General features: G+C 36.1%; 20 protein-coding genes. 1 reads left to right on the forward strand and 19 read right to left on the reverse strand.

Annotated elements, in window-relative coordinates:
• Positions 1 to 224: 224 nt before the first annotated feature.
• Positions 225 to 2,471 carry a peptidoglycan-binding protein gene (locus ABD814_RS06925; RefSeq protein ID WP_344911713.1) on the reverse strand — a complete coding sequence of 749 codons (2,247 nt, stop codon included), beginning with the start codon at positions 2,469 to 2,471 and terminating at the stop codon, positions 225 to 227.
• A 421-nt stretch (positions 2,472 to 2,892) separates the two neighbouring features.
• Between ABD814_RS06925 and ABD814_RS06930 the strand changes: the two genes are divergently transcribed.
• On the forward strand, positions 2,893 to 4,344 hold the full coding sequence (locus ABD814_RS06930) for an ATP-binding protein (protein ID WP_344911645.1): 1,452 nt from the start codon (positions 2,893 to 2,895) through the stop codon (positions 4,342 to 4,344).
• 207 nt (positions 4,345 to 4,551) lie between these two features.
• On the opposite strand, the gene ABD814_RS06935 is transcribed toward ABD814_RS06930, so the two are convergent.
• The 18 genes from ABD814_RS06935 to spoIIID form a co-directional block, all read right to left on the reverse strand.
• Positions 4,552 to 6,189, reverse strand: a complete 1,638-nt coding sequence (locus ABD814_RS06935; RefSeq protein ID WP_344911646.1) for an ATP-grasp domain-containing protein — start codon at positions 6,187 to 6,189, stop codon at positions 4,552 to 4,554.
• Between the two features lie 16 nt (positions 6,190 to 6,205).
• Positions 6,206 to 7,837 (reverse strand): acylphosphatase, encoded by a 1,632-nt coding sequence (locus ABD814_RS06940; RefSeq protein WP_344911648.1) that lies wholly within the window; start codon positions 7,835 to 7,837, stop codon positions 6,206 to 6,208.
• Positions 7,837 to 9,246, reverse strand: coding sequence for an ATP-grasp fold amidoligase family protein (locus ABD814_RS06945; RefSeq protein WP_344911649.1), 1,410 nt, complete (start codon positions 9,244 to 9,246; stop codon positions 7,837 to 7,839). Before ABD814_RS06945 ends, ABD814_RS06940 begins: the two co-directional genes overlap by 1 nt.
• Positions 9,247 to 9,250: 4 nt before the next feature.
• On the reverse strand, positions 9,251 to 9,406 hold the full coding sequence (locus ABD814_RS06950; protein WP_344911651.1) for a hypothetical protein: 156 nt from the start codon (positions 9,404 to 9,406) through the stop codon (positions 9,251 to 9,253).
• Positions 9,407 to 9,426: 20 nt separating this feature from the next.
• Positions 9,427 to 11,256 (reverse strand): glycosyltransferase family 2 protein, encoded by a 1,830-nt coding sequence (locus ABD814_RS06955; RefSeq protein ID WP_344911653.1) that lies wholly within the window; start codon positions 11,254 to 11,256, stop codon positions 9,427 to 9,429.
• A gap of 1 nt (position 11,257) precedes the next feature.
• The gene (locus ABD814_RS06960) at positions 11,258 to 12,778 is read right to left on the reverse strand and encodes an ABC transporter ATP-binding protein (RefSeq protein WP_344911654.1); all 1,521 of its coding nucleotides are present in this window, start codon (positions 12,776 to 12,778) and stop codon (positions 11,258 to 11,260) included.
• A gap of 29 nt (positions 12,779 to 12,807) precedes the next feature.
• Positions 12,808 to 13,584: an ABC transporter permease gene (locus ABD814_RS06965; RefSeq protein ID WP_344911656.1), complete on the reverse strand. Its 777-nt coding sequence runs from the start codon at positions 13,582 to 13,584 to the stop codon at positions 12,808 to 12,810.
• A 32-nt stretch (positions 13,585 to 13,616) separates the two neighbouring features.
• Positions 13,617 to 14,399 (reverse strand): glycosyltransferase family 2 protein, encoded by a 783-nt coding sequence (locus tag ABD814_RS06970; RefSeq protein ID WP_344911657.1) that lies wholly within the window; start codon positions 14,397 to 14,399, stop codon positions 13,617 to 13,619.
• 47 nt (positions 14,400 to 14,446) lie between these two features.
• Complete coding sequence (locus ABD814_RS06975; RefSeq protein WP_425549065.1) at positions 14,447 to 15,583, reverse strand: glycosyltransferase; 1,137 nt, start codon at positions 15,581 to 15,583, stop codon at positions 14,447 to 14,449.
• Between the two features lie 21 nt (positions 15,584 to 15,604).
• On the reverse strand, positions 15,605 to 16,720 hold the full coding sequence (locus ABD814_RS06980) for a glycosyltransferase (RefSeq protein ID WP_344911660.1): 1,116 nt from the start codon (positions 16,718 to 16,720) through the stop codon (positions 15,605 to 15,607).
• 90 nt (positions 16,721 to 16,810) lie between these two features.
• Positions 16,811 to 17,899, reverse strand: a complete 1,089-nt coding sequence (locus ABD814_RS06985) for a glycosyltransferase family 4 protein (RefSeq protein ID WP_344911662.1) — start codon at positions 17,897 to 17,899, stop codon at positions 16,811 to 16,813.
• 423 nt (positions 17,900 to 18,322) lie between these two features.
• On the reverse strand, positions 18,323 to 18,616 hold the full coding sequence (locus ABD814_RS06990; RefSeq protein WP_344911663.1) for a hypothetical protein: 294 nt from the start codon (positions 18,614 to 18,616) through the stop codon (positions 18,323 to 18,325).
• Between the two features lie 1,184 nt (positions 18,617 to 19,800).
• Positions 19,801 to 20,220 (reverse strand): 3-hydroxyacyl-ACP dehydratase FabZ, encoded by a 420-nt coding sequence (fabZ, locus tag ABD814_RS06995; protein ID WP_344911665.1) that lies wholly within the window; start codon positions 20,218 to 20,220, stop codon positions 19,801 to 19,803.
• A gap of 140 nt (positions 20,221 to 20,360) precedes the next feature.
• Positions 20,361 to 20,651: a DNA-directed RNA polymerase subunit beta gene (locus tag ABD814_RS07000; protein ID WP_344911667.1), complete on the reverse strand. Its 291-nt coding sequence runs from the start codon at positions 20,649 to 20,651 to the stop codon at positions 20,361 to 20,363.
• A 12-nt stretch (positions 20,652 to 20,663) separates the two neighbouring features.
• Complete coding sequence (locus ABD814_RS07005) at positions 20,664 to 21,497, reverse strand: flagellar hook-basal body protein (protein ID WP_344911669.1); 834 nt, start codon at positions 21,495 to 21,497, stop codon at positions 20,664 to 20,666.
• 13 nt (positions 21,498 to 21,510) lie between these two features.
• Complete coding sequence (locus ABD814_RS07010) at positions 21,511 to 22,335, reverse strand: flagellar hook-basal body protein (RefSeq protein ID WP_344911670.1); 825 nt, start codon at positions 22,333 to 22,335, stop codon at positions 21,511 to 21,513.
• Between the two features lie 117 nt (positions 22,336 to 22,452).
• Positions 22,453 to 23,454, reverse strand: a complete 1,002-nt coding sequence (gene mreB, locus ABD814_RS07015) for a rod shape-determining protein (RefSeq protein ID WP_344911672.1) — start codon at positions 23,452 to 23,454, stop codon at positions 22,453 to 22,455.
• A 196-nt stretch (positions 23,455 to 23,650) separates the two neighbouring features.
• Positions 23,651 to 23,911 (reverse strand): sporulation transcriptional regulator SpoIIID, encoded by a 261-nt coding sequence (spoIIID, locus tag ABD814_RS07020; RefSeq protein ID WP_344911674.1) that lies wholly within the window; start codon positions 23,909 to 23,911, stop codon positions 23,651 to 23,653.
• Positions 23,912 to 24,574: the final 663 nt, after the last annotated feature.

Raw genomic sequence — 24,574 nt, forward strand, 5'->3', positions numbered from 1 at the left:
TGATTGGTTATTTTTAATTGATTTGATGCGGTTTATTCAGGTTTTATGATTGGGCTATGAATAATCTAGGTTAAAGGTAATTTAGTATGAAATTTTTATGAATCCTACCAATTTACTAGATTATTAGACATAATTTTTTCTACATGATTCGCATATAAAAAAGACATTACAAAATATTATTTTCATAATCTGTAATGTCTTTCAAAGCTTTCAATTAATATCGTTTATCTACGCTCTAATCCAAATGATTGTGCTATAGCCTCTGCAGTTATTTGCGCAAGATGAGATCTATAGCTACTCGTTCTTAATAATTGATTTTCTGCATAGTTATCAATAAACAGATACTCTACCAATAAAGCAGGCATAGACGTATTACGCAAAACACTAAAGTTTGCTGTTTTTTGACCACGATCAATAGCTGATAGATTTTTCATTATATAATTATGAATCGTTATTTGTCTAGCTCTTGTTTCTTGACTGACATTTCCACTGTGGATAAAAGTCTCAAATCCGCTTGTTGTACCATTATGAGCATTCGTATGAATACTTAAAAAGAAATCGGCACCCCAAGCATTTGCCATTTTAGACCTATCTTCTAACTCAATAAATCTATCTGTTTCTCTTGACAGGTTTATATCCACATAAAGATATTGGTTCTGTAAAATATCAGCTAGTTTTAAAGCGATATCTAATACAACATCTTTTTCGTCTAGTCCGTAGCCTTGTCCACCTGGATCACGACCTCCATGACCTGGATCTAGGAAGATCTTAACGACTTTCTCATTTGCAATATCGTTAATTTTTTTGTATGTGACTTCATCAACAATCCCATTAACAATTAAGCCGTGATCTCTTTGGAATAACTTCACTTGTTCTTCCATATAAGAACCGTAAAGACTAGTCACAAGAATTCTTCCATAACCGAATAAATTAAGATTATGCTTAATCTCATTTATTTCAACATGTCGATTGTTAAGTTGGAAAGGGCTGTTGTATACTTCATCAAGTTTTAAAGATGTTTGCGCATCCATCTTTCCGGTTACCGGTATTCCGTAGTATGCTTGGAAATCCTTGACTCTATCTTCGGTATAATCGCCAAAATAATCCGTCACGAGTATGCCAGAAAAGCCTACTCTATTTAATTTAACTTTAAACTCTGAAATAGCTGGATGTCGGTTACCTTTTTGAAAAACTGTTACAGAAGTTAATTCCTCTAGCCTATCCAACGTCACCGCATCAACAATACCATTCTCAACTAAACCTTGGCTTTCCTGGAATTCGAGCACTTTACGCTCCATGTACGCACCATACAAGGTTGTGACCGTGATACCACCAAAGCCTAATTGATTTAACATTCGCTTAATTTCTGGTGTATCGTCGTGACGTTGATTCATTTGAAATGGGCTATAGTAGACCTCATCAAGCTTCTGGATCGTTGCTCTATCTGTTCTACCTGTCACAGAAAGGCCATAGTATCTTTGAAAATCTCTTACACGATCTGCTGTGTAGTCACCGTAGTAATCCGTAACAAGGATACCAGAGAAACCAATCCGGTTTAATTTTACCTTAATTTCCGAAATGTTAGGATGTCGATCACCTACTCGGAAGTCAGTTTTAGAAGCCTCAGCATTTAGTCTATTTAAAGTCACTTCGTCAACAATACCGTTAGCTTTAAGTCCATAAGCCCTTTGAAAATCTTTTACTCTGTCTTCCATATACTCACCATAGAACGTTGTAACAGTAATGCCACTAAAGCCTAACTGATTCAACTTTCGCTTGATGTCTTTAATATCATTGTGTCGTTGACCAAGCTGGAATGGGCTGTTGTATACTTCCTCAAGCTTCTGAATTGTCGGACGATCCAATCTTCCATTTTGAGAAAGGCCATAATATGCTTGAAATTCCTTTACCTTGCGTTCCATGTAATCACCAAATAAATCAGTTACAGTAATCCCTGAAAAGCCGACACGATTTAATTTTACTTTTAAATCGGAAATGGTCGGATGACGATCACCTTTTTGAAAAACAGACGGAGTATTGTTTAGGGAAAAAGCTCTTGGTTGTATAGCTTCTTCTTCAACTTCAACAACTTCTTTAGTCTCAGAAGCATCTTCATCTGGTTCCATGTCGTTTTGATTGATCTCAGGTTCACTCATATCTTCTATGTAAACCCCTTCAATCTGTTCATCGCCAACTGTTTCGGATTCATCGCGCGCTTGTGGTTTTTCTTTATTTTGTTTTGTTTCTGACTCTGCTATATCTGTTTTATCACTATTGGATTCTTTATTAACAATTTCTTCGTCGGCATGTTCACCTAATTCTACAAGACTACTAACTTGTGATTGATCAACAGCTTCCCCATCTATAAAAGTATTACTCTCCGAATCTTCGAGTACTAACTCAGCTTGGCTGGTTAACGGACTCAAACAAAATAGAGTAAGCAGTAACAATCCAATCCATGTTTTTTTCATATGTCTCACTTGAGTTTCACCACCTTTATTTTTTATCCTCGATAATTTCCCAAAGACAAAAAAATGAGCGAGGTTTGTCATTTTTTTGTGTCAGTTTAGCTCTGATAACTTATGGAAAAGTAGAAATTTGATCACTATTACCATCATAACATATTGGGTATGATAATCAACCTAATAATATATCTTTATCGTTAATTATGCATTCAATTATTGGTGCTAGTTTTACAATCAAATTATTTAACTTACACTTCAATCCTAAATTGGGCGATAATATTTTAAATGATTTGTTTGTATTTTTTACCAATCATAGTTTTGTTTAATATGAGTGTATCTTACCGTGATAATGGGTAATTACTAAATTACACATGTTTATTAAATAAGTATTAAGGTCTGAAAGTAAATATAGGTGGAGATGAATCTCATGAAACAAAATATATTAACACACTTAAAAGACGCACTGCCTGATGATGTCGTTACTTACCAAGTCTCAATTTACACAGTTGCTCTAGAGGCTTGGAGACGGGGACTACGGGTTAAATTTTTTAATTCTAGTAGAGGGTCTAAATACCCCTCACAGGCTTATCGATATTCAATATCAGATGGTAAAAATGAATATCACTTTGCTACGGCAAGAGGTTCAAAAACGACAAAAGAAGCGATAGAGGTAGTTATCTATAAATCAAAGTGTTACGAACAACTCAGAAAAGCAAATGTTCCCATTCCCGAAGGCGATACATTTTCTTTTACGGAAATATCCATTGATGAAATGATTGCTTATGGAATCTCTATCGGATTCCCCTTAGTTGTAAAGCCTGTTGATGGTGGCGGTGGTCAAGGAGTAGTAACGCACATTAAAGATGTTAATACATTAAAGGAAAGTATTTTATTCATTAAAAATGAACTTAAAAAAGATAAAGTCATTATTGAAAAGTATTTTACTGGCTTCGATTATAGATTTTTTGTAATAGAAGATCGGGTGATTGGTGTTACAAAGTCATATCCTTCCTATATTATTGGTGATGGAAAAAGCAACATCAGAGAACTTTGTAAAATAATGAATAGAAAAATAAAAGCCAATATAACAACTCGTGCTAGAACAATTGTCATTGATGATGATTTAATTTCTTGTCTTGAAGAACAAGGTTTGAGCCTTACTTCTATTCCCAAAAATAAAGAAAGAATCTTTGTTAGAAGACATGGCAAGCATCTCAACCTAAGATTAAATGTAGATTGTACAGATGAAATTGATCCAAAATTCAAAGAGTATGCAGTGAAAGCCTTAAACGCAATAGATGGACTCCCATATGGATCAGTCGACATGATTATTAATGAAGAAACTAATGAAGGAGTTATAAATGAACTTAACACAAGAGGTGAAATTATGATGCATATTTTCCCTATGGAAGGTGCGGCTAGAGATGTACCAAAAGCCATTGTTGATTATTATTTCCCAAATACAAAAAGAAAAACTGACTCTCTATATTTTGAATTTAAACCCATTAAAGATATGTTTTTAGCTGGTTTGGCCGATGAAATCCTAATCCCGCCTCTCCCTGAAGATACTTTATATGAACAAAAAATAGATATTAGAGGTGCTAATTTAAAAGGTTTCTATCTTAATGGGATATACAAAAGAGCGGCTAGAATAAGATTAATGGGAACAATCGAATTGATTGAAAATAAAAAAATTACCATGCGCTTAGTCGGTGCAAAAAGCAATTTAGAAAAATACAATAAATATCTTAATAAGTTTACGACTAGAACAGCAGAAATCAAATCCATTGACGTAAGTGATTATCATATACAACAAGATCCACAAATTATAAACTTAAAATTAACTGAGAAAAAAACGATCATAGAGACACTCAAATAAAACATGCATGATTTAAAGTAAGTGTCAAATAATCCCCACCTGCTTACAGATGGGGATTTAATATATGCTTTATATCGAAATATTCGCTTACTCTTTTATATACAGATAATTAGCGTTAGTGAGTTGCTACTTCCTGACTCACTAACGCTTTATTTTGCTCATTTAATTTATCATTTCAATGCTTCAACTTACACTCATTTTTTTATCTTAATTTCTTTTGGATCGAACCGTACGGAATGACTCTGTTAGCCGCCATGAGGTACTTTCCTTGATATAACGGTCTCGCTTTTGTAGTTGTTGTTTTTGTTTTGTTAATCTTGCTTTATCTTTCTCAGCTCTTTTTAGAAGTGAACCAATATTTTTTAGTCGATCAACATCAATGCTCTCGTCCATTGAAAAGCCACTTTTCACAGGACTATTCCAGTTTTCAATTACAACGCGTTTCACTTTTGCAATTCCATTGTTCGCTTTAATCAGACTCTTAAGTTCCTCGATTTTTGCCATACTTGAACTAGCGACAATCACTTCAATCTGGTTCGAATCTAGAATTGTAATCTGACCACTGATATCCAAATCAAGTGCTGACTCTTTTATATATCTCTGAAATCTTGCACCTTTTCTATTTGTTTTAACAATCATACGTCTCGTATAAATTTTTCCTACCAATGCCGGTAAAACGGTCACTTCTTGAGCAGAACGATTTTGTAAAGGCTCAAGTACAGCATTTAAGTCAAAATAAATTTTTTCTCGTTCTGTTTCTGTTCCTATTGTATCCGGAAAATAGTAGTCAACGATTCCTGATGGAATATCCCGAGCTTGTCCTTCCATCGGAAATAAAATGCCACCAATTTGTGCGGTTGGATTTAACTCAATGACAACAGCACCTTTTTCGATTGGACTATTTATATCAACAATAATGTCGACCCCTGCATGATATAAGCCAGGTACAGCCTTTACTGCATTAATTGCAATTTGCTTCATCTCTTGTGGGATCTCATCTGTCACGTCGATCGGGTCCCCACCAGCAGAAACGTTTGATTTTTCTTTAAGTAAAATTTTCTCACCTTTTTTTGGTACACTATCTAACGTATACCCAGCAGTTTGAATATACTCCATCGTTTCATCATCTAAATCAATTAAACAACTGTATAGTCTAGCATTTTTCATGCGTGCACCATTTTTTAGGTCTATTAATTCTTTAATAGTATGCTTTCCGTCAGCAATAACATTGGCTGGCAGTCGGTTATATGCAGCAATTACTTTATCTTCAATTACATAGACACGATATTCTTCTCCTGGCACATATCGCTCCAGTATTACATTTTCATATTGTGACTTGTGTCTGACAAAATCAATAGCTTTTTTCAGCTCTGAAATCGACTTGATATTTGTTACAACACCATTACCTAAACTAGCATCAGTTGGTTTAAAAACAAGCGGAAATTTGATTGTTTCTGCATACTCAAGAATCGCTTCATCTGAATCCTCTTTTGTAAACTTTCTTCCCTCGGGAACTGGGACACCTTTTTCTTTTAAAATTGTTTTTGTCAAACTCTTGTCGGATCCTATTTCAACAGCATCATTAGCTACTTTATCTCCTCTTGTTCTAAAGAAATAATGTGTTTTTGTTTCTGAACTTAACGAAAATAAACGCCCAGGAGGGTTTACACCAAAAGTAATCATATTATCATATTTGCCTGAATCAATTGTATACCACTTTAATGTTAAGCCACGACGCCACCCTTCAACTGCTACAGCGTAGGCACATAATTTTGTTTTTCTAGCACCTCTTACTATCTCGTTTGTAAGATGAGGTAGCGATATTACTGGATTATTTACGACCATTTTTAACATCCTCCAACTATTTTCCACGCACTAATTTTTTTAATACTTTCACTATCAATCCAATAAAACGGATTGGTGCCGTTAAACGCCAAGAAAAACTCCTATGATATTTATTGATTTTTTCACTTAATTCTTGGATATCACTATCTAGCTGTTTATTCTCAACTTGTAGTTGCTGCAACTGTAATAGTTGCAATTTACGCTCAGCTTTGATTTCAAAACCTACCTTTACAGGTTCAGACCATTCTTCAGTGATGATCTCTTCAACTGAAGATCTTTCTGGATCAGACAATATTGCCTGATCAAAATTGTTAATTATATCCGGATCATTGCCCATAACAACTACATCAATTCGATCATCTTCTCGACGTTTGACATAGCCACTTACCTTCCCTTCAAAGGCTCGCTTTCGAAGTCCTCGATGATAACCCACATTTAAGACGTCACCCGAAACAATAAATCGTTTACCATATATTTTTCCTTTGAGTGGAATAGACACCTTTGTCTGTGTAACAACTCGATTATTCAATGGCTCTAATAAATCATAGAAATCAAAGAATAATGGACTCTTGTACGGATCATTCTTAGTTTCAGGGAAGTAATAATCAATTATAGCCGATGGAACATCACGAGGTGTCCCATACATCGGAAATACTAGTGAGCCAATTTGAGCGGTTGTATTTATTTCTATAACAGTAGCTTCTCCACTTTCAGAAATTATTAAGTCTATTGCAGCATGATTTAGCCCTGAAATTGCTGCAATTGTTTTAATAGAAATATCTTTAACCTTCTCTGATAAGTCATCTAATACATCTCTCGAATCTCCACCAATCGAGATATTACTTTTATCTGTTAAGTACAACTTCTCACCTTTATCTAATATAGATGATAGTTTAAATCCTTGGTCTTTAATGAATGTTTTAAGTTCTTTATCAATCTTGATTAAACAAGAAATCAATCTCGGATTATGCTTTCTTAAATCGTTTTTAGCTTCAATTAATTCTAGAATCGTCGATTGACCATCACCAACAACGTTTGCAGGGATACGTTCAATTGCGGCGACTACTTGATCATCTATCACATAAAGTCGATGATCAGTTCCACTATATTGACGTTCTATTAAAATACTGACTATCTTAGGATTCTCTCTAAGCTTATTAAAAGCAATTGTAAGTTCTTGATCGTCTTTTATGTTTAAATGAACATCACGACCAAAGCTTCCCTCTACTGGTTTTATCACAACTGGATAGCTGATCTGATTTGCATATGAAAGTATTTCTTCAATTGTAACATCAACATTAAAAGATTTTCCTTCAGTTACATTAATACCATTTTTCTTAAGGGTTTCTTTTGTTCGTGCTTTATCCATCCCTATTTCTACGGCTTCATTGGTTACGACATCTCCTCGTGTCCGAAAGAAATAATGGGTTTTTGTCTCTGAACTTAATGAAAATAACTTTCCTGGTCGATCAACATACCATGTTTTCATGTTTTTAAAGTGCTCATCATCTTTAACATGCCAACGTAGTGTTAAGCCTCTACGCCAGCCTTCTAAGGCTATAATATACGCATCTAATTCAAACCCTCTTGCTTCGTACATTATTTCGCTATTTAAATTCGGTAACCACGATGTATTAGGTTTTTCCATTATGCATTTCTCCTAATGTCCTCAATTATATTATCAAAAAGTGTAAATTTTTTTCCGTTTATTAAATCTGTATTTAATCGTGCTTCTGCTTCTAAGTATAACTGACCGAGTTTTTGATCCGTTTTTAAATCGAATTGATCGAAGTTTCCTGGTTTAGGGGTAAATTCACCAAAGTATAGACCCTTATCTGTTCGTAAAAAATCAATTCGCATAAATGGTGCGGGGATTTGTAAAGATAATTTCAGTGCTTGATCAATTTCTTTTGCAACTACTCCCAAACCCTCAAATTGTTGTTTTTCATACTTACCAGTCTGTATCCGTTCTCCTCTCTTATCCCACCAACAATACCGTGCTTTAGTTGTTCGATCCACTTCCAAGATAAGCCCTACCTCGCCATAGAAACAATAAAATTTCAAGTCTCTAGCAGGTTGCTCTTCATTGAGTCGGAGAAGCTCTTCACAATACCATAAGTCTTTAGAGACCTTACCACTTTTTAAATCATCAGTCATTGCTTCAATTAATTCTGACCAAGCGAATAATTGTCGCTCTCTTTTAATATCAAATATATTGGTTTCATCTTTAATTAAATAAACACCACGCCCACCATCTCCAAAAGCCGGTTTTATTACTATCGCGTTCTTTTTAGGAATTGTTTTAATTGTATATACATGATCATGTTGTTTAGGATAAGGTATAGTTAATTGTTCGACAAAGCGATAAGCAGTCTTTTTATCATCTAAAATTGTTTCAGGCAATTGATTGGTTAATTGCTTTAGTCTAAAACGTTTCACTAATTGATCACTAAATGAATCAAGGTGAGAGCCTGATATGTTGCGTTGCTCATATTGACGAATCAAGTATTCTGGAAATTGTGCACGCTTGTAAAGTAAGGCCGTTTTTTCATATAAATAATTTTTTAATTCCTCACTTTTTAAGTGCCTATGCGACCTTGTTAATTGATCAATTATACGTTTAATTTGTTCTTGTCTCTTTTGTTCTTCGTCTACAAGTTTATCGATAAAATCAAAAGTCCAACCTTCTTGATTTAAAAGTTTAACAATTTTTCCTTCAGAATTGATATCTAACTTTTTCAATCCTTCTATCGCGCGATTTATAAAATTTAATTGGCTTTTTTGCTGATTAAGTAGATATTGTTTCTTCAAGAGTTCTTGTTTCAGCATAATATTTTCTTGATGGATGGCTCGACCTCTGAAGAGTATTGAAAAATATATTTTGACATAAGAAAAAGGACGTAAAATTTTGCTTAATTTAAAGCGGCGGCTTTCCTTGATATGTTTAATATCTTTTTCTAAGCGTATTGTTTCACGAGTTAGCTTATCTAAAGTCAGTTCTTCTTGATAAGTATGTGCCATTTGCTCTTCTTTAGCTATCTTGTTCAAGTCCATCATTCGTTCACCTCATAAATTTAAAACCTTTTTCTATCCAAGTCAGTAATTTATTTTTTTCTATTAGCTTAAAGCGATATTGAAGCTCACCATACTCATCTAACAAGTTCTTTCTCTTTAGCTTTAATGATTGGATTTGATCACTTAATTCTTCATTTGTCATTGATCTCAACCCTTAATTTTTTATTCTTGTATAAAAAATTGTTCAATATTTTTTTGTTGTCTACTTGTTAATTTATGACTCAACTCATTGTTAAGGCTTTTAGTATATATCTCTGGTAAATATAATTGTTCATGGTCAAAAGCATCTGGTGTACCAATAATCGATAATTCAGTTCTTGCTCTTTCGCCGTAACAGACAACACTAATTTTGCGCTCATTAATTAAATGACGTACCTCTGCTGATATAGGTAAATCAGGAGTTTCACCGTATCTATAAACTTGGACAATACCTACTTTTTGTTTTTTGTTAGTTAATTCTGTTAATTTTTTGATGATATCACTAATATTTTGATTAGCTTCTCGAAAATCAGCACTATAAATGACATCAAACGCTCTAAATTCTCCTTTAGAGACGTCACGTTCTGGCAACATAGGATTAGGTGCTTCAAATGGTCTATTAGACTGTGGGTAATCATAATAAAGATTAGATGCTGTTTGATGATAATTTAATTGAGCATCTCGATATTCCTTTCGAACACCCATAAAATAACCTGGAAATCCAAAGACTGAATTTCCTGTTAATGAGTCTGCTGATTGTCGCTGAAAGGACAATGGACCAATCGGAAGCTCTACAACTGCTTTAGGACCAAAAATATGTTTAATTCTCATAATAAATTCTGAGTCAGCCGCAAAACGCACACTATCCCAATGCCCCAATTTATCTAACACTTCTTTTCGTCGAAACATAAATGAAGACATATTACTGAATATATATTGACCCGGTTTTCCTCGTCGATAAAAAGATAACTCTTCTGTTGCCCTTGCTTGCTCTGATGTATTCCCCATTACTTTATTATTTGCTAGTAAATGTCTTGCTTGTCTTGCTAATTTTTCTGGATGTGACCAATCATCTGCATCATTAATTGTGATAAAATCACCTGTAGCGTGTTGGAGTGCAATATTTCTCGCAACATATGGTCCACTATTCTTCGGTGTTTGATAAAATTTTACTCTTGGTTCTGAGTCTAAATAAGATTGAATAATGGATGCAGTATGATCTGAACTGCAATCATCCACAACAATTACTTCGATGTTTGTCCATGTCTGATCGAGTATGGATTCAATAGCCGTTCGAACTTGGTCACCTGCATTATAGACAGGAATAATCACTGTAATCTTTGCTCGATTACTTTGCTGATCACTTTCCAGTTGATTTGTTTCTAATTGATCATAATATGATAAATCGATGCCTTTATTTAAGTGAACAGGTTCAATATTATAAAGTTTTAAAGCTTTATTGATCCACTCTATTCGCTCATTAACATTTTCAACTGTATTTGCGAAGGCTAAATATAAATCTGGGTGCTCTCCTATCTTAATTGCTTGCTTTAAAACATCTTTTGCCTGATTTAGCTTCCCGAGTAAATGTAAGTTTTCCGCTGCTAAAATTGCTCGCTTCCGTTTCTGTTCTACAGTTATTTTCTCTTTGCGTAATCGATCTAAAAAAACCAAACTTTTATTTGCATCATCTACTGTATATTGATCAGCATGCCAAATAGCCAGCTCAAAGCCAGCTATTTCAGTTAACAAAGGATCTTCAGTCTGATTAAATAAGTTAAGCATTTCTTGGTACCCCGACTTCTGAAAGCCTAAGTTTTTCAGTCGATATTTCGCATGATTTACTTTCCGCATTCTTGCTTGTTTTTGACCTGCACCAAGTAGCTTTCTTAATTTGTCCTTCGCTTGATCAGAAAGACTATTTTTTAAAAATTGCTTTACGTATTTTGGAACAAGCCTGTCATAAATAATCTGTCCTAAGTCTGATAATTTATTTCTTATAGCTTTTAACAATTTAGTTCACCCGTCTTTTTCTTGCTCTATCTTCACTTGCTTTTTCGCGATAGCTTGCAACAACTTCTTCTGCTTTTCCATCCATAACAATTTCACCATTATCTAACCATATGACCCGTGTACATACTTTTTCAACAAAATTCATACTATGAGAAACGATAATAACAGCCTTAGCTTCTTCCATCATGTCTTGAATCTTCTCACTTGCCTTTTGCTGAAAAGACATATCACCTGTTGATAGGGCTTCGTCAATAATAAATATATCTGGTTCTAGAGCTGCAGCTATACTAAATCCTAACCGCGCTCGCATTCCACTAGAATATCGTTTAATTGAACGGTCCATCGCTTTCTCTAATCCTGCAAATTCAGCAATATTTTTTAGATTACGCTCAACAACATCTTTAGGGATACCGAGTAACATTCCATTTAAATAAACATTATCAGTCCCTGATAATTGTCTATTAAATCCTGTCCCATAGTTTAATAATGCAGTTGTCTGACCATTAACTGTTATTTCTCCTTCATCTGGCTTTAATATTTGGGTTATAACCTTGCATAATGTGGTTTTACCAGCTCCATTTCGACCGATTAAACCTATCACTTCTCCTTCATTAATTGTAAAAGAGAGGTTTTTTAAAGCCCAATGATGATCTTTTCTTAATTTAAAGTTTATACCGACATTTTTCAAATCAATAGCAACATTGTCTCTCATTTCAGTATCAATGTTTTTTAACTGAAGCCTCTTAGTTACTCTACGTTTTGCTCTCGGCACAGTTTTTTCATAAAGACTAATCACAGTATCTGGATCGCCTACTTCTTGAATCTTTCCTTTTTCAAGCCAAATTACACGATCACAGTGTCTACGTGCAAAACGATGACTATGTGTAACGATAATAACCATTTTCGCTCGGCCTACAAGTTCTTTCATTTTTTCAGCTGCCTTTTTACTAAAGGCTTGATCCCCAGTATTTAATGCTTCATCTAATATTAATATCTCCGGATCCAAGTGAGCAGCTACACTAAACCCTAATCGTGCACGCATCCCACTTGAATACTTTTTCATCGGTTGATCAAAGAAATCTCCTAAACCGGAAAATTCATGTATATCATCTATAGCTTTATCAATATCCTCTTTTGAGATCCCGATCATAAGCCCGTTTAAGTAAACATTCTCGCGTCCACTAAGTGTTCGATTTCTACCGATTCCATATGAAAATAATGCTGAGACTTTTCCTTTTACAGTGACATTTCCTTCATCAGGAGATAGAATGCCAGTAAGGACTTTACATAAAGTCGTTTTTCCTGAGCCATTTGAGCCTACTATACCTAATATTTCCCCTTTATAAGCTTTGAAGTTAACATCTTTAAGTGGCCAAATGGGTTTTGATTTAGCTTTGTTGTCACTTTCTTTTCGACCAAGATAATCAATCATTAACGATTTATAATCATCAATATTATGCTTAGATTTATATACAACACCTAGATTTTTCGCTTCAATAATGACTTCTTTGGATAAACTCATTTTCTAACCTCTTTTATTAATTAATCATCTTATAATGATTTAATTATTTTATGTTCATTCTTCCTGTAATGGTTTAATAAATAAAATAACACTACCATCGAACCTAAAGCAACAATTCCAAGAGCATTTAAATTTGGAGTTTTAGCATACATTAAAACATCACGATATGCATTCAGAATAATACCGATTGGGTTTATTTCTACAAGATAAGCATATTTTTCAGGTAATAGTCCTCTTCCCCAAATAACAGGTGAAGCATAAAACAGAATTCGGGTTGCATGTTTTGTTAAATTATTTATATCTCGAATAAAGACAGAGAAGTAACCAATTCCAAGACTAAGTGCTAATAGGAATATAAGTTGGATTAAAATGATTATTGGTAGAAAAATAATTTGCCAACCTGGTACAACACCAAACAATATCATGAAAATAGCAATTACAAAAAGCCCAAAACTGAAGTTAAACATTTCGCTAAGTGTTGTTGATAAAGGAAAAATAGCTTTTGGTAAGTATACTTGGTTTATAATTGATGAATAATTCGTGATGGATCGAGATGATTTATTAATCGTTGCATTCATCCATTTCCAAACGACGAGTCCAATTGCCAAAAATACTGGTAAATCAGGTTCAGACCGTTCCATTATAACAACTCTTAAAAAGTAAAATATCAAGACATTAAGTAATGGGTCAAGTAGCCACCAGAAATAACCTAAATAACTATCTCTGTTGTCTGCCTTTTGACCAGACATAATGAGATAGACTATTAAATCCTTACGTTTATACATTTCTTTTATATAATTGATCATATTTCACACTCCAAATTATAGATTGAAGATACCTATTTCATGTACTTTATATAAGCCCTTAATTTTAAAAAAGCATATTGGACAAAGTACCAACTTGCAACAGGTAAACTTAGCTTTTCTACATCGCGAAAAACGCGCCAGTTTTGTTTTGCCATTTTTATTTTGTTACTTGATAAAGAATTACCTCGGACACGATAGTTTGCGAGTACTTCTTGGATACCGATTGGTTGGAAACCTTTACGCGTTAACTCAAGCCATAAAGCATAGTCTTGTCTCGATCTCATATCAACCATTTGTAGAGTTCCAGTTATTTCTTGATTAATCATCACAGTTAAACAACCTATTTTATTTTCTTTTAATAATTGCTTATAGTTTTGTGTCGTTGGTACTGAGACTTCCTTTATTTCTATATGCCCATCGCTATCAATTTGAACTCGATTATAAGCTGTAAAAGTAAAAGCTAAATTGTTTTTTTCCATATAGGTAACTTGTTTAGTTAGTTTATCGGGTAGCCATCTGTCATCACTATCTAAAAATGCAATATATCGACCTTTTGCTTTACGTAGACCGGCATTTCTAGTTTTAGCCGTACCACCATTTTCACGACGTTCGATCAGTTTAATTCTTGGTTCATTTTCAATATATTGTTTGATTACCTCTACTGTCCGATCTGTAGAATGATCATCAATAATAATCATTTCCCAGTTTTGATAGCCTTGAATGAGAACTGATTCGATCGTATCACTAATAAACTTTTCAGCATTGTAAGCTGGTGTAATAATCGACACCAAAGGATTGGAGTTTTTATCTTCCATTTTATCCCGCCTAATTTCCAATCATTTTTATCATGGTCTACATCCCCTTATTGGGCGATCTCTTTATACCATGTTATAAGTTTTTCTTCTTCGACTTGCCAATTTAATTCATTTAGAATCGCTCGTCTACCGTTATCAACCATTTGCTTGCGTTTTTCTGGGTTAGTCTTCAATTCGTGAATCGCCTCTTCCCAGGTGTCTGAATCAGTTGGATTAACCGTAATTCCGCATTGGTACCGGTCAATGAACTTTTGCCAAACAGGAAAGTTAGAGCATATAATCGGAATACCAGCTGTCATATATTCAAAGAACTTCGTTAATTCTTTTCGTTTATAATGCTCTGTCGGTGGAAAGATTGCTAATCCCGCAAGCCAATTTTTTTCAATATAAGCTTTATCAATGTCTACACGTTCAACAAAGCGGTCAATGCCGGTGAAGTGGAGTCGATCATTGCTATTACCAGCGAGTGCATTCATTCTTTCAGCAATCTGAGCATCACATTTTCCGTAGAAGTAGACTTCAGGTTTAGATGGGAGTCTAGGTAAAGTCGCGTGTAAATCTGAGCCCCTCACTTCAGTTACATTACCAGTATAAATGAGTGCATTTGATAGCTTCTGCTGATTACGATCTGCGCTAATCAAATCTTCATTTAAAATTGGATAATTTAAAATTTGTTCGCCTTGTGGGTAACGCTCTTGATAGTACTTTTCAGCCAAGGTTAATTCCATTTCTTTAATGAAAAATCCTTCAATTTTATTGTATAGTTTTGCGATCGCTTTTCTAATCGGCTGTTTCAAATAATCTTTTTGTAATATACCCGTGTAATAATCTTCGTGAACATCATAAATAACTATATTGTTTTTTTTCTTTAATAACCAGCCGACCCATAACAGTTCAGGATCGTGAAAGTGATAGTAATCTGCTTGTTCTTTTTTTGCTAAGCGATAAGTCTGCCATGTTGAAAGGAGCATTCTCACTATGCGATTTTTGCGTTTCTTTGTTGCGATTAATCGAATGCCATCCTCCGTAACGACTTCGTCTCCTGTGCTTTTATTTTCTAAAGAAACGATTAGACTGACATTGTAACCAGCTTTATCTAAAGAAAGACATTCTTTATGATATATTCGTGTGTCGAAAGGATGATGAACAGTCGTTAAATGAACGACTTTTTTTTGTTTTGCCAAATTAGACATCCTCCTAGTATTCTATTGTAACAGATTTTCAAAAGTTGATTGATACTGCTTAACGATCCTATCAGCGTTAAAAAACTGAACCCGCTGATAACCCTTGTCTATTATATCATTAAGCGGTTGATTTGCTAAATTCAAGATGGCTAAAATATTTTCAGCGATCTCGTCAACGTTCCCAACTTCTACTAGGCGTCCATACTTTCCGTTCTCTAGAATTTCAGCTGGGCCAGATCTACAATTTGTTGACACAACAGGAGTGCCAGTCGCAAGGGCTTCTGCCAATACGTGACCAAAACCTTCGAATGTTGATGTTAAAACAAATAAGTCAGCTGCTTCAAAGAACAAGTATGGATTGTGTTGAAAGCCAACAAAGTGAACATGTTCACTTACATTTAGATCTTGTGTTAGGGTGGTTAAGTCTTCTAATAGCGGACCTTCGCCTAAAATAATTAACCGACTTTTAATTTGTTCATTGATTTTTGCAAAAGCTTTAATTAATGTTGTTTGATCTTTTTGTGGAACAAGGCGTCCCACATTTATAATCGTTTTCCGGTTAGATTCGAAAAGTGCTTGATATTCTGATTTTAGCTGTTCTGTGGTTATCCTTTTTTGAATTTCGTTTATATCAATTGGATTATAAATGACCTTGATGTCTTTGGGATTTAATTTATATCGCTCAATGAGATTGACTTTAACACCTTCGGATAGTGAAATGACTTGATCGGATAATTTATAAATACGGCCAAAAGCTCTTAATTTTAGTCTTTCAATAAAATCGCCATCTAAATTCGATGCTTCTCTGACAACACTTTTTGCTTTAGTAAATGATAAACGTGTTGCTAAAATCGCGATTGTATTGACTCTTGGAATTGTACTAAAAACAATATCAATCTTTTCTGTTCGAATTATTTTTGCCAATTTAAAAATCGAACGGCTTAACCTTTGCGTGTTTACTTTTTTAAAAATTACATCATCTTTTATTTCTGATTCATAAGAACCGTTATAATCTAGCGTCACAAGAACTGGCTGATATTTTTTACGATCTAAATTATTAATAATATTTAGTAGAGTTCGAGCGGCTCCACCAGCTCCCATTTGGTAAATAAAAAAAAGGATTTTAATTTTTTTCATTATTTCCAGCCTTTCACGAAATTTGATCAAGTACTACAATGAGATCTAATCATATTCCAATTTATCCTTTGTGAATTTATTTGCCATTTTTTAGTGATTGCTCTTGTAGTTGGCTTTTCTTCTTTTATAAGTATGTTTAACAACTCGCAGTAATGGGGTTTTTCCATTTCCAATTACCCCAACCATTTCTGCAAAAGCCTGTAGTATTAACAACAAAGCTACAGAAAGTACAACTGTAACAATTAATGAAGACTTAGTAAATAGAATCGCAATTAAGCCAAATAGTGCCGAAAATGCATAAATAATTAACACGGTTGCTCTGTGACTAAAGCCTGCTTCTAGTAGTCGATGATGAATATGCTTTTTATCAGGTAATAAAATGTTCTCTCCATCAAGCATTCGACGTACTATTGAAAATAATGTATCAAATATTGGGATTGCCAAAATAATGATTGGTAAAATGAAACTAAATAAAGTTACATTTTTAAATAAACCAAGGGTTGAAATAACTGCTATTGAGTACCCTAGAAACATAGCACCGGTATCTCCCATATATATTGTTGCTGGATAGAAATTATGGTAAAGGAATCCCATGTTACTAGCAATTAAAACTACAGCTAAATATATAACGATGTTATTACCATCCATAATTGACATTACTAATATACTAATTAGACCAATTGTTGTTACACCTGATGCTAGACCATCTAAGCCATCAATCAGATTAATCGCATTAGTGACTCCAACAATCCAAATTACGGTAATAAATATTGCGAAAAATTGATTAAATTCAATCATGCCAAGAAAAGGTAAAGTGATTTTTTCAATCATAACCCCACCTGACATTACTACTATCGCCGTAGTTAGTTGACCTAATAATTTAACAAGTGGTCTTATTTGATATTTATCATCAATTAGACCAACAATAACGATAATAATCCCACCAGTTATAATTGCTGGCATAACTGGCTCATTCAAACGTAAATACAACAGGCTGATAGCAACTCCAACAAAAATTGCCAAACCACCTATTCGTGGTGTTACATGCCGATGAATTTTTCTTTTGTTCGGTTGATCAAGAAAGCCAAATTTAAATGCAATCTTCTTGACTGGATAAACTAATAAAAATGTTGAGATTAATGCTATAAAAAATGCAATAATTAATTTTGTTATATTCATTTTCGCCCCTACTCTATTTTGTCTTTAAATTTTTGCGTTGTTAGATAATAATTTCTCTCTAATTAGACCTTTTCATTACAGAAAAGTTTCAAGTTACTTTACTTTAATTTTAACGAACAAATTCTTTGCAGTATCCTATTAAAACAACATAGACAGTATACCATAAATAATTCGGGAAATTGTGTAATATCTATATGAAAATTAGGAGGATTTAACGGATGATAAGTATGTCTTAACTTCTTTATCTATTGGTTAAACACTTAACATCATCAGTAATACATTGTGAGTGGAGTAAAATATGTAGAGTTTTTACAAGTAGTATGGATATAAGCTCCATACACTTTCGAGTGATATATTACTTGAAAGTGTATCATTTAATATATCACCCGATTTTGTGCATTTTATTAACTTTTAGACTTTGTTTTATTCTTCTTCGTCCTCTGGCGTGATTCGATTTTTACCACCTTCAGATTCCTCAGGTGCGTCATTATCGTTAGTATCGCCTGTGTGTCCGGTGTCATCGGTTTCTTGATCCATTTCATCCTGGTTCATGTCACCTTCATCAAACATTTCGTCTGTCTCTTCTTCCATATTATCTATGTCGTCTTGAATCTCTTCATCGATCGGTTGCTCATTGTCTTGCGGTTGTTCCTCATCTTGCATACAACCAGCTAGTAGGCCTATCGTCATTAGTGAAATCAGCAGTTTGGCTAGCATCTTGTTCACCTCTTTTCTTATAATTTACATCCATAGTTTGTCCTTGTAGTAAGATTCTAAACAAACTGATTTTAGTTTTTTTGAAGAAGGATTTGTGTACGAGTTTGGCGATTTGTTCTGAAGTTGGGTGAAATGCTCTCAAATTCAGTGATTTGCTCTCAAATTCAGTGATTTGCTCTCAAGTTCAGTGAAATGCTCTCAAGTTCAGTGAAATGCTCTCAAGTTCAGTGAAATGCTCTCAAGTTCAGTGAAATGCTCTCAAGTTCAGTGAAATGCTCTCAAGTTCAGCGAATTGCTCTCAAGTTCAGCGATTTGCTCTCAAATTCAGTGATTTGCTCTCAAGTTCAGTGAAATGCTCTCAAGTTCAGTGAAATGCTCTCAAGTTCAGCGAATTGCTCTCAAGTTCAGCGATTTGCTCTCAAGTTCAGCGAGTTGCTCTCAAGTTCAGCGAGTTGCTCTCAAATTCAGTGATTTGCTCTCAAGTTCAGTGAAATGCTCTCAAGTTCAGTGAAATGCTCTCAAGTTCAGTGAAATGCTCTCAAGTTCAGTGAAATGCTCTCAAGTTCAGCGAATTGCTCTCAAGTTCAGTGATTTGCTCTCAAATTCAGTGATTTGCTCTCAAGTTCAGCGAATTGCTCTCAAATTCAGTGATTTGCTCTCAAATTCAGTGATTTGCTCTCAAGTTCAGCGAATTGCTCTCAAGTTCAGTGATTTGCTCTCAAATTCAGTGATTTGCTCTCAAGTTCAGCGAATTGCTCTCAAGTTCAGTGATTTGCTCTCAAGTTCAGTGATTTGCTCTCAAGTTCAGTGATTTGCTCTCAAGTTGGAGGTATTGCTCTCAAGTTCCAGTTGTGCACGAGTTTGATGATTTGTGCACAAGTCAGCTGTTTTATGCACAAGTTCCATGATTTGTGCACAAGTCAGACGATTTATGCACAAGTTCCGTGATTTGTGCACAAGTCGGCACTTTTATGCACAAGTTCCGTGATTTGTGCACAAGTCGGAGTTTTTATGCACGAGTTCCGTGATTTGTGCACAAGTCGGCGGTTTTATGCACAAGTTCCGTGATTTCTGCACAAGTCAGCTGTTTTATGCACAAGTTGACCGATTTACGCACAACTTCAATTAGAATCGTAAAATAAAAAACTCCCCCACGTCAAATTCTGTGAGAGAGCTTAGCTTGGTTATTGAATCGCGAACATGATTTCTGCTTCGCAGGCAACTTCGCCGTCAACGGTTGCTTTGGCGCGGCCTTTTCCGATTGGGCCTTTTAGGCGGATGATTTCAACTTCGAGGGTCAATACATCGCCTGGTCGAACTTGTCGTCTGAACCGTGCTTTGTCGATGCCGGCGAGAAAGCCGATTTTTCCTTTGTTTTCTTCTTTACTTAAGATTGCGACGGCTCCAGTTTGTGCGAGTGCTTCTAGGATTAAGACGCCTGGCATGACTGGGTAGTCTGGGAAGTGGCCTTGGAAAAACGGTTCATTGATCGTGACGTTTTTCTTTCCAACAACCCGATTTTCTTCAATTTCAAGAATTTGATCGACTAATAAAAATGGATAGCGGTGTGGAATGATCGCTTTAATTTCTTCACTGTTTAACATCGTTATCTCGCTCCTTTAGTACCTGGTATTTATTTGGTGAAAATTCTGTCTTATCCATTCGGTAAAAAAGCAGGTTAACCGGATCACGATTAAACTGCTTTTGTTTTTTTAAATGAAAAATTCTCCAACGTGATGTTCCGTTATTCGACTCCTTTAATGATGTCGAGGACTTTTTTCCAGAAGTCAAAAGTGAGTACTTCCAAGGCGTCGGTTCCGTCACCGAGGATTGTGTATCCGACGATCATACCTAGAATGAGTGCAAAAACGGCTAGCAAGAAAATCACAACCAGGCGAAGCCAGATCGGGAAAATACGGCGAATTGGAGTTTTTTCTCGTTTTCGCTTTTGTTTTTTCTCGACGTGTCGATTGATCCGTTTTTGTTGTTTCGCTTGAGTTTGTTTTTCTTGTTCAGTTACATTGGTACTTTGCATAGGTAGAGCTCCTTAGCGTAGTTGATTAATCAACCCGCGCATTTGATCGTGCATTGTAATTGTGCGTGCGTTATATTGGTAAGCACGTTGTGTTTGTAATAATTCTGCCATTTGTGTCGCGAGATCGACGTTTGATTGTTCGAGTGTACCGCTCTGGATCTCGTTATCAAATTGATCGACCGCCGTAACAATATCTTCTGCGACGTAAGCCGCTTCTGTTAGATCTGGTAAACGGAAGAGGTTTTTTCCTGCTGGTTCTAAAAATTGTGGTCGGACCGCTTCAACAAGTGCTAGTCCGTCTTCAACAAATTCTGTTCCGCCACGACGTGTAACAATTTGTCCGATTTCGTTAATTCGAATGTCTTCAATATTTTCATCGAAAATGATTGCTCCACCGGTTTGTCCAATCACTGGGTGGCCATCGCTAGTTGTTAGCATCAATTGTCCACCGTCGATTGGTTGCAAGTAGAGTGTTCCGTCACGTGTGTAGCGTGTTTCGGTGTTACCATTTTCGGTCACTTCGATCTGCAATAAATGGTTGTCGCGTAGTAATGCGATATCTAAACCGCGGTTCGTTACATTTAACGCACCGGCTGATAGATTGATATTCGTATGGCCAATGCGTGCGCCTGAACCTAAGCGAATCCCGTGTGGTGTTTGTCTACCTGGTGCGTTGGCAGCCTGATCTCTAAGGTTATCAATATTTTGATAGATTAGTGATGAAAAATTAGCTGACTGTGATTTGTAACCACTCGTATTTAGGTTTGCGACGTTATGACTAATTAAATCTAATTTATTTTGTAGCTGTCCCATCGTAACGGCAGCTTGAATATTCATTCGGCTCATCTGATCTCGCCCCTTATGTTAGTCGTCCGATTTGATTAACAGCAATATCCATCGATTGATCGTAAGCTTGAACGACTTTTTGGTTCGCTTCAAACAATCGGTAGGCTTGCATCATGTCCGTCATTGTTTGAACAAGGTCAACGTTTGAGTTTTCTAAATAGCGCTGTTGGACGGCAAAAGATACTCCGGCCATACCACGCGCGTCAACCGCTTCGCCTGCTCCTTCTGTAAATGTGAACAAATCATGATCATCTTTAATCAAATCATTCACATTTTCCGTATAGGCAATATTTAGTGGAATCATTGTGCCACCGATTTCGAGTTCACCTTCACTTGTAACACTGAACACTTGTCCATCTGTGAAAATCGGGTCTCCCGCTTGGTTTAGGACATAGTAACCTTGATTCGTTGTCAAGTATCCCTCACCATCGATGGTGAAATTCCCATTTCGAGTGTAGCGAACATCCCCGTCTCCATTTTGAACGGCGAAAAATAATCCGCCTGTTTCATCTGGTAACTCAACATTGATCAACGCCATATCCGTTGTCATACCGGTTTCCTGAAGGCCACCTTGTTGGTGGTCGGCAATTGTTTCTTGGACATAGACGCCTGTATTCAACGAACCAATTGCTTGTTGAGTCGGCACCGAAAACGGTCGAGTCGTCGGAATATTTTCTTTCCCTATTCGGTTAATCAGCAGTTCGGGAAATGCTCGAATCGCTGCTTGATCCTGTTTAAAACCAGGTGTTTGTGCGTTTGCTAAGTTATTCGACAATGTCTCCTGACGACGCTGTTGCGCCTTCATCCCGCTTGCCGCTGCATAATATCCTCTTAACAAGTCACCTCTCCCCTTCCATGACAAATAAGCATCACCCCTATATTAGCATAAATTCTACAATATAGGGCAATTTCAATGATTTTTTATCAAAAATTGTGGAATTTTTGGCTGAGAAAATTAGATAATTGATTTTCTTTCGATTTTGTCGATATTTTCTAACATCAGGCCTGTCCCTTTTGCGACACAGTGCATTGGTTCTTCGGCTAAGAAGACTGGGACTTTGAGCTCTTCTGCGAGCAGTTGGTCGATGCCGTGGATCAGTGCGCCTCCACCTGTTAGAATCACGCCTCGATCGATGATGTCTGCTGATAATTCTGGTGGTGTTTTTTCCAAGACATTTTTAGTTGCTTGGACGATAATACCGACTGATTCGCGTAGTGCTTTTTCGATTTCGGCTGATCCGATGGTGATTGTTCTTGGTAGGCCTGTGACCATATCGCGACCACGGATATCAATTTCTTCGTTGCGTCCGTTTGGAAACACAGTTGCGACGTGGACTTTAATATCTTCGGATGTGCGCTCACCGATTAGTAATTTGTACTGGCGTTTAACGTAGTTTAGGATTTCAGTATCAAATTTGTCACCGGCCATTTTGATCGATTGGGCGGTAACAATGTCGCCCATTGATAGGACGGCAACATCTGTTGTTCCTCCGCCAATGTCAACGACCATATTTCCGCTTGGTTGGAAAATGTCCATTCCTGCACCGATTGCGGCAACTTTCGGTTCTTCTTCTAGATAGATTTTTTTACCGCCTGATTTTTCTGCGGCTTCTTTAATCGCTTTTTGTTCAACTTTAGTAATGTTAGTCGGGCAGCAAATAAGCATGCGTGGTTTCGAGAACATGCCTTTTACTTTAATTTTATTTATAAAATATTTTAGCATTGCTTCAGTCACGTCAAAATCAGCGATAACACCATCTTTAAGTGGGCGAATCGCTTCAATATTTCCTGGTGTTCTTCCGACCATTCGGCGGGCTTCTTCCCCAACTTCTAATACGCGGCCAGTCGTCCTGTCCATCGCGACAACTGAGGGTTCATTTAAGACGACACCTTTTCCTTTTACATGAATCAAAACATTCGCTGTACCTAGGTCAATTCCAATATCTCTTGCAAACATGTGTACGATCCTCCCTATGTAAGTATCTTCCGATAATTTCTTATGCATCTAATAGTATATAATAGCATATATAGGTAAGTAAAGATAAACTATTTTGATTAGATTATGTCAAATTTCAAAATTCATTTATTGTTTTTGAAAATTTAGTTGATTTGTTTTTTTGCGAGAGAAATGTAGAGAGGATCAATGGTGTTGCTTAGCCACGAATCGACTGTTGTTGGTATTTGCGCTTGGTCGCTTCACCACCTCTTAAGTGGCGGATCGATTTGTGGTATTCGAGAATTTGTTTAACTTCTTTGGCAAGAGTGGGGTTGAGCTCGGGCAATCGATTTGTTAAATCTTTGTGAACAGTGCTTTTCGAGACGCCAAATTCCTTCGCGATCGTTCTGACTGTTTTTCGGGTGTCAATAATGTATTGCCCTGTTCTGAGTGTTCTCTCCTTAATATAATCATGCACATCATTTGCCTCCTCTTGTTGTCTGGTCAAGGTGTGGGAGTTTGGATAGCACGAATGGATACTGACTGATTCAGTTGTGATTGTGAAAAATCCTCAGACCTTCTTCATTGTTTGTACCATTTTATTAATTAAAACGGTTGAATATGCGTGATGGAGGGGATTTTATTGCGCGTTGTGTGGTTATGTAGGCTTGTGGAAGGGATTCGTTACGCAAACGGAGTGGTTGGGGTGGGATTTGGATCTGATTGGGAGTTATTCGTTACCCCTGTGACGAGTTTTCGGCAAGACAGGGCACGATTAGGGGGTATTCGTTACCCCTGTGACGAGTTTTCGGCAAGACAGGGCACGATTAGGTGCTATTCGTTACCCTGTGACGAGTTGTTTGATGAGACAGGGCACGATTAGGGGGTATTCGTTACCCCTGTGATGAGTTTTTCGACGAGACAGGGCACGATTAGATCCTATTCGTTAGAAATCCCCTTGATCAGGATGACGATCTCTGATGATTAGCTCCTATTCGTTAGAAATCCCCTTGATCATGGTGACGATCTCTGACGATTAGCTCCTATTCGTTAGAAATCCCCTTGATCAGGATGACGATCTCTGACGATTAGAGCCTATTCATGAGAAATCCACTCGATTAGAACCACGATCTCTGACGAT

This window comes from Amphibacillus indicireducens, assembly GCF_039539605.1.
GTDB lineage: Bacteria > Bacillota > Bacilli > Bacillales > Amphibacillaceae > Amphibacillus > Amphibacillus indicireducens.

Coding starts and splice junctions, on each gene's coding strand:
- ABD814_RS06925 (WP_344911713.1), bottom strand. CDS start 2,471: ATGAAAAAAACATGGATTGGATTGTTACTGCTTACTCTATTTTGTTTG.
- ABD814_RS06930 (WP_344911645.1), top strand. CDS start 2,893: ATGAAACAAAATATATTAACACACTTAAAAGACGCACTGCCTGATGAT.
- ABD814_RS06935 (WP_344911646.1), bottom strand. CDS start 6,189: ATGGTCGTAAATAATCCAGTAATATCGCTACCTCATCTTACAAACGAG.
- ABD814_RS06940 (WP_344911648.1), bottom strand. CDS start 7,837: ATGGAAAAACCTAATACATCGTGGTTACCGAATTTAAATAGCGAAATA.
- ABD814_RS06945 (WP_344911649.1), bottom strand. CDS start 9,246: ATGATGGACTTGAACAAGATAGCTAAAGAAGAGCAAATGGCACATACT.
- ABD814_RS06950 (WP_344911651.1), bottom strand. CDS start 9,406: ATGACAAATGAAGAATTAAGTGATCAAATCCAATCATTAAAGCTAAAG.
- ABD814_RS06960 (WP_344911654.1), bottom strand. CDS start 12,778: ATGAGTTTATCCAAAGAAGTCATTATTGAAGCGAAAAATCTAGGTGTT.
- ABD814_RS06965 (WP_344911656.1), bottom strand. CDS start 13,584: ATGATCAATTATATAAAAGAAATGTATAAACGTAAGGATTTAATAGTC.
- ABD814_RS06970 (WP_344911657.1), bottom strand. CDS start 14,399: ATGGAAGATAAAAACTCCAATCCTTTGGTGTCGATTATTACACCAGCT.
- ABD814_RS06980 (WP_344911660.1), bottom strand. CDS start 16,720: ATGAAAAAAATTAAAATCCTTTTTTTTATTTACCAAATGGGAGCTGGT.
- ABD814_RS06985 (WP_344911662.1), bottom strand. CDS start 17,899: ATGAATATAACAAAATTAATTATTGCATTTTTTATAGCATTAATCTCA.
- ABD814_RS06990 (WP_344911663.1), bottom strand. CDS start 18,616: ATGCTAGCCAAACTGCTGATTTCACTAATGACGATAGGCCTACTAGCT.
- fabZ (WP_344911665.1), bottom strand. CDS start 20,220: ATGTTAAACAGTGAAGAAATTAAAGCGATCATTCCACACCGCTATCCA.
- ABD814_RS07000 (WP_344911667.1), bottom strand. CDS start 20,651: ATGCAAAGTACCAATGTAACTGAACAAGAAAAACAAACTCAAGCGAAA.
- ABD814_RS07005 (WP_344911669.1), bottom strand. CDS start 21,497: ATGAGCCGAATGAATATTCAAGCTGCCGTTACGATGGGACAGCTACAA.
- mreB (WP_344911672.1), bottom strand. CDS start 23,454: ATGTTTGCAAGAGATATTGGAATTGACCTAGGTACAGCGAATGTTTTG.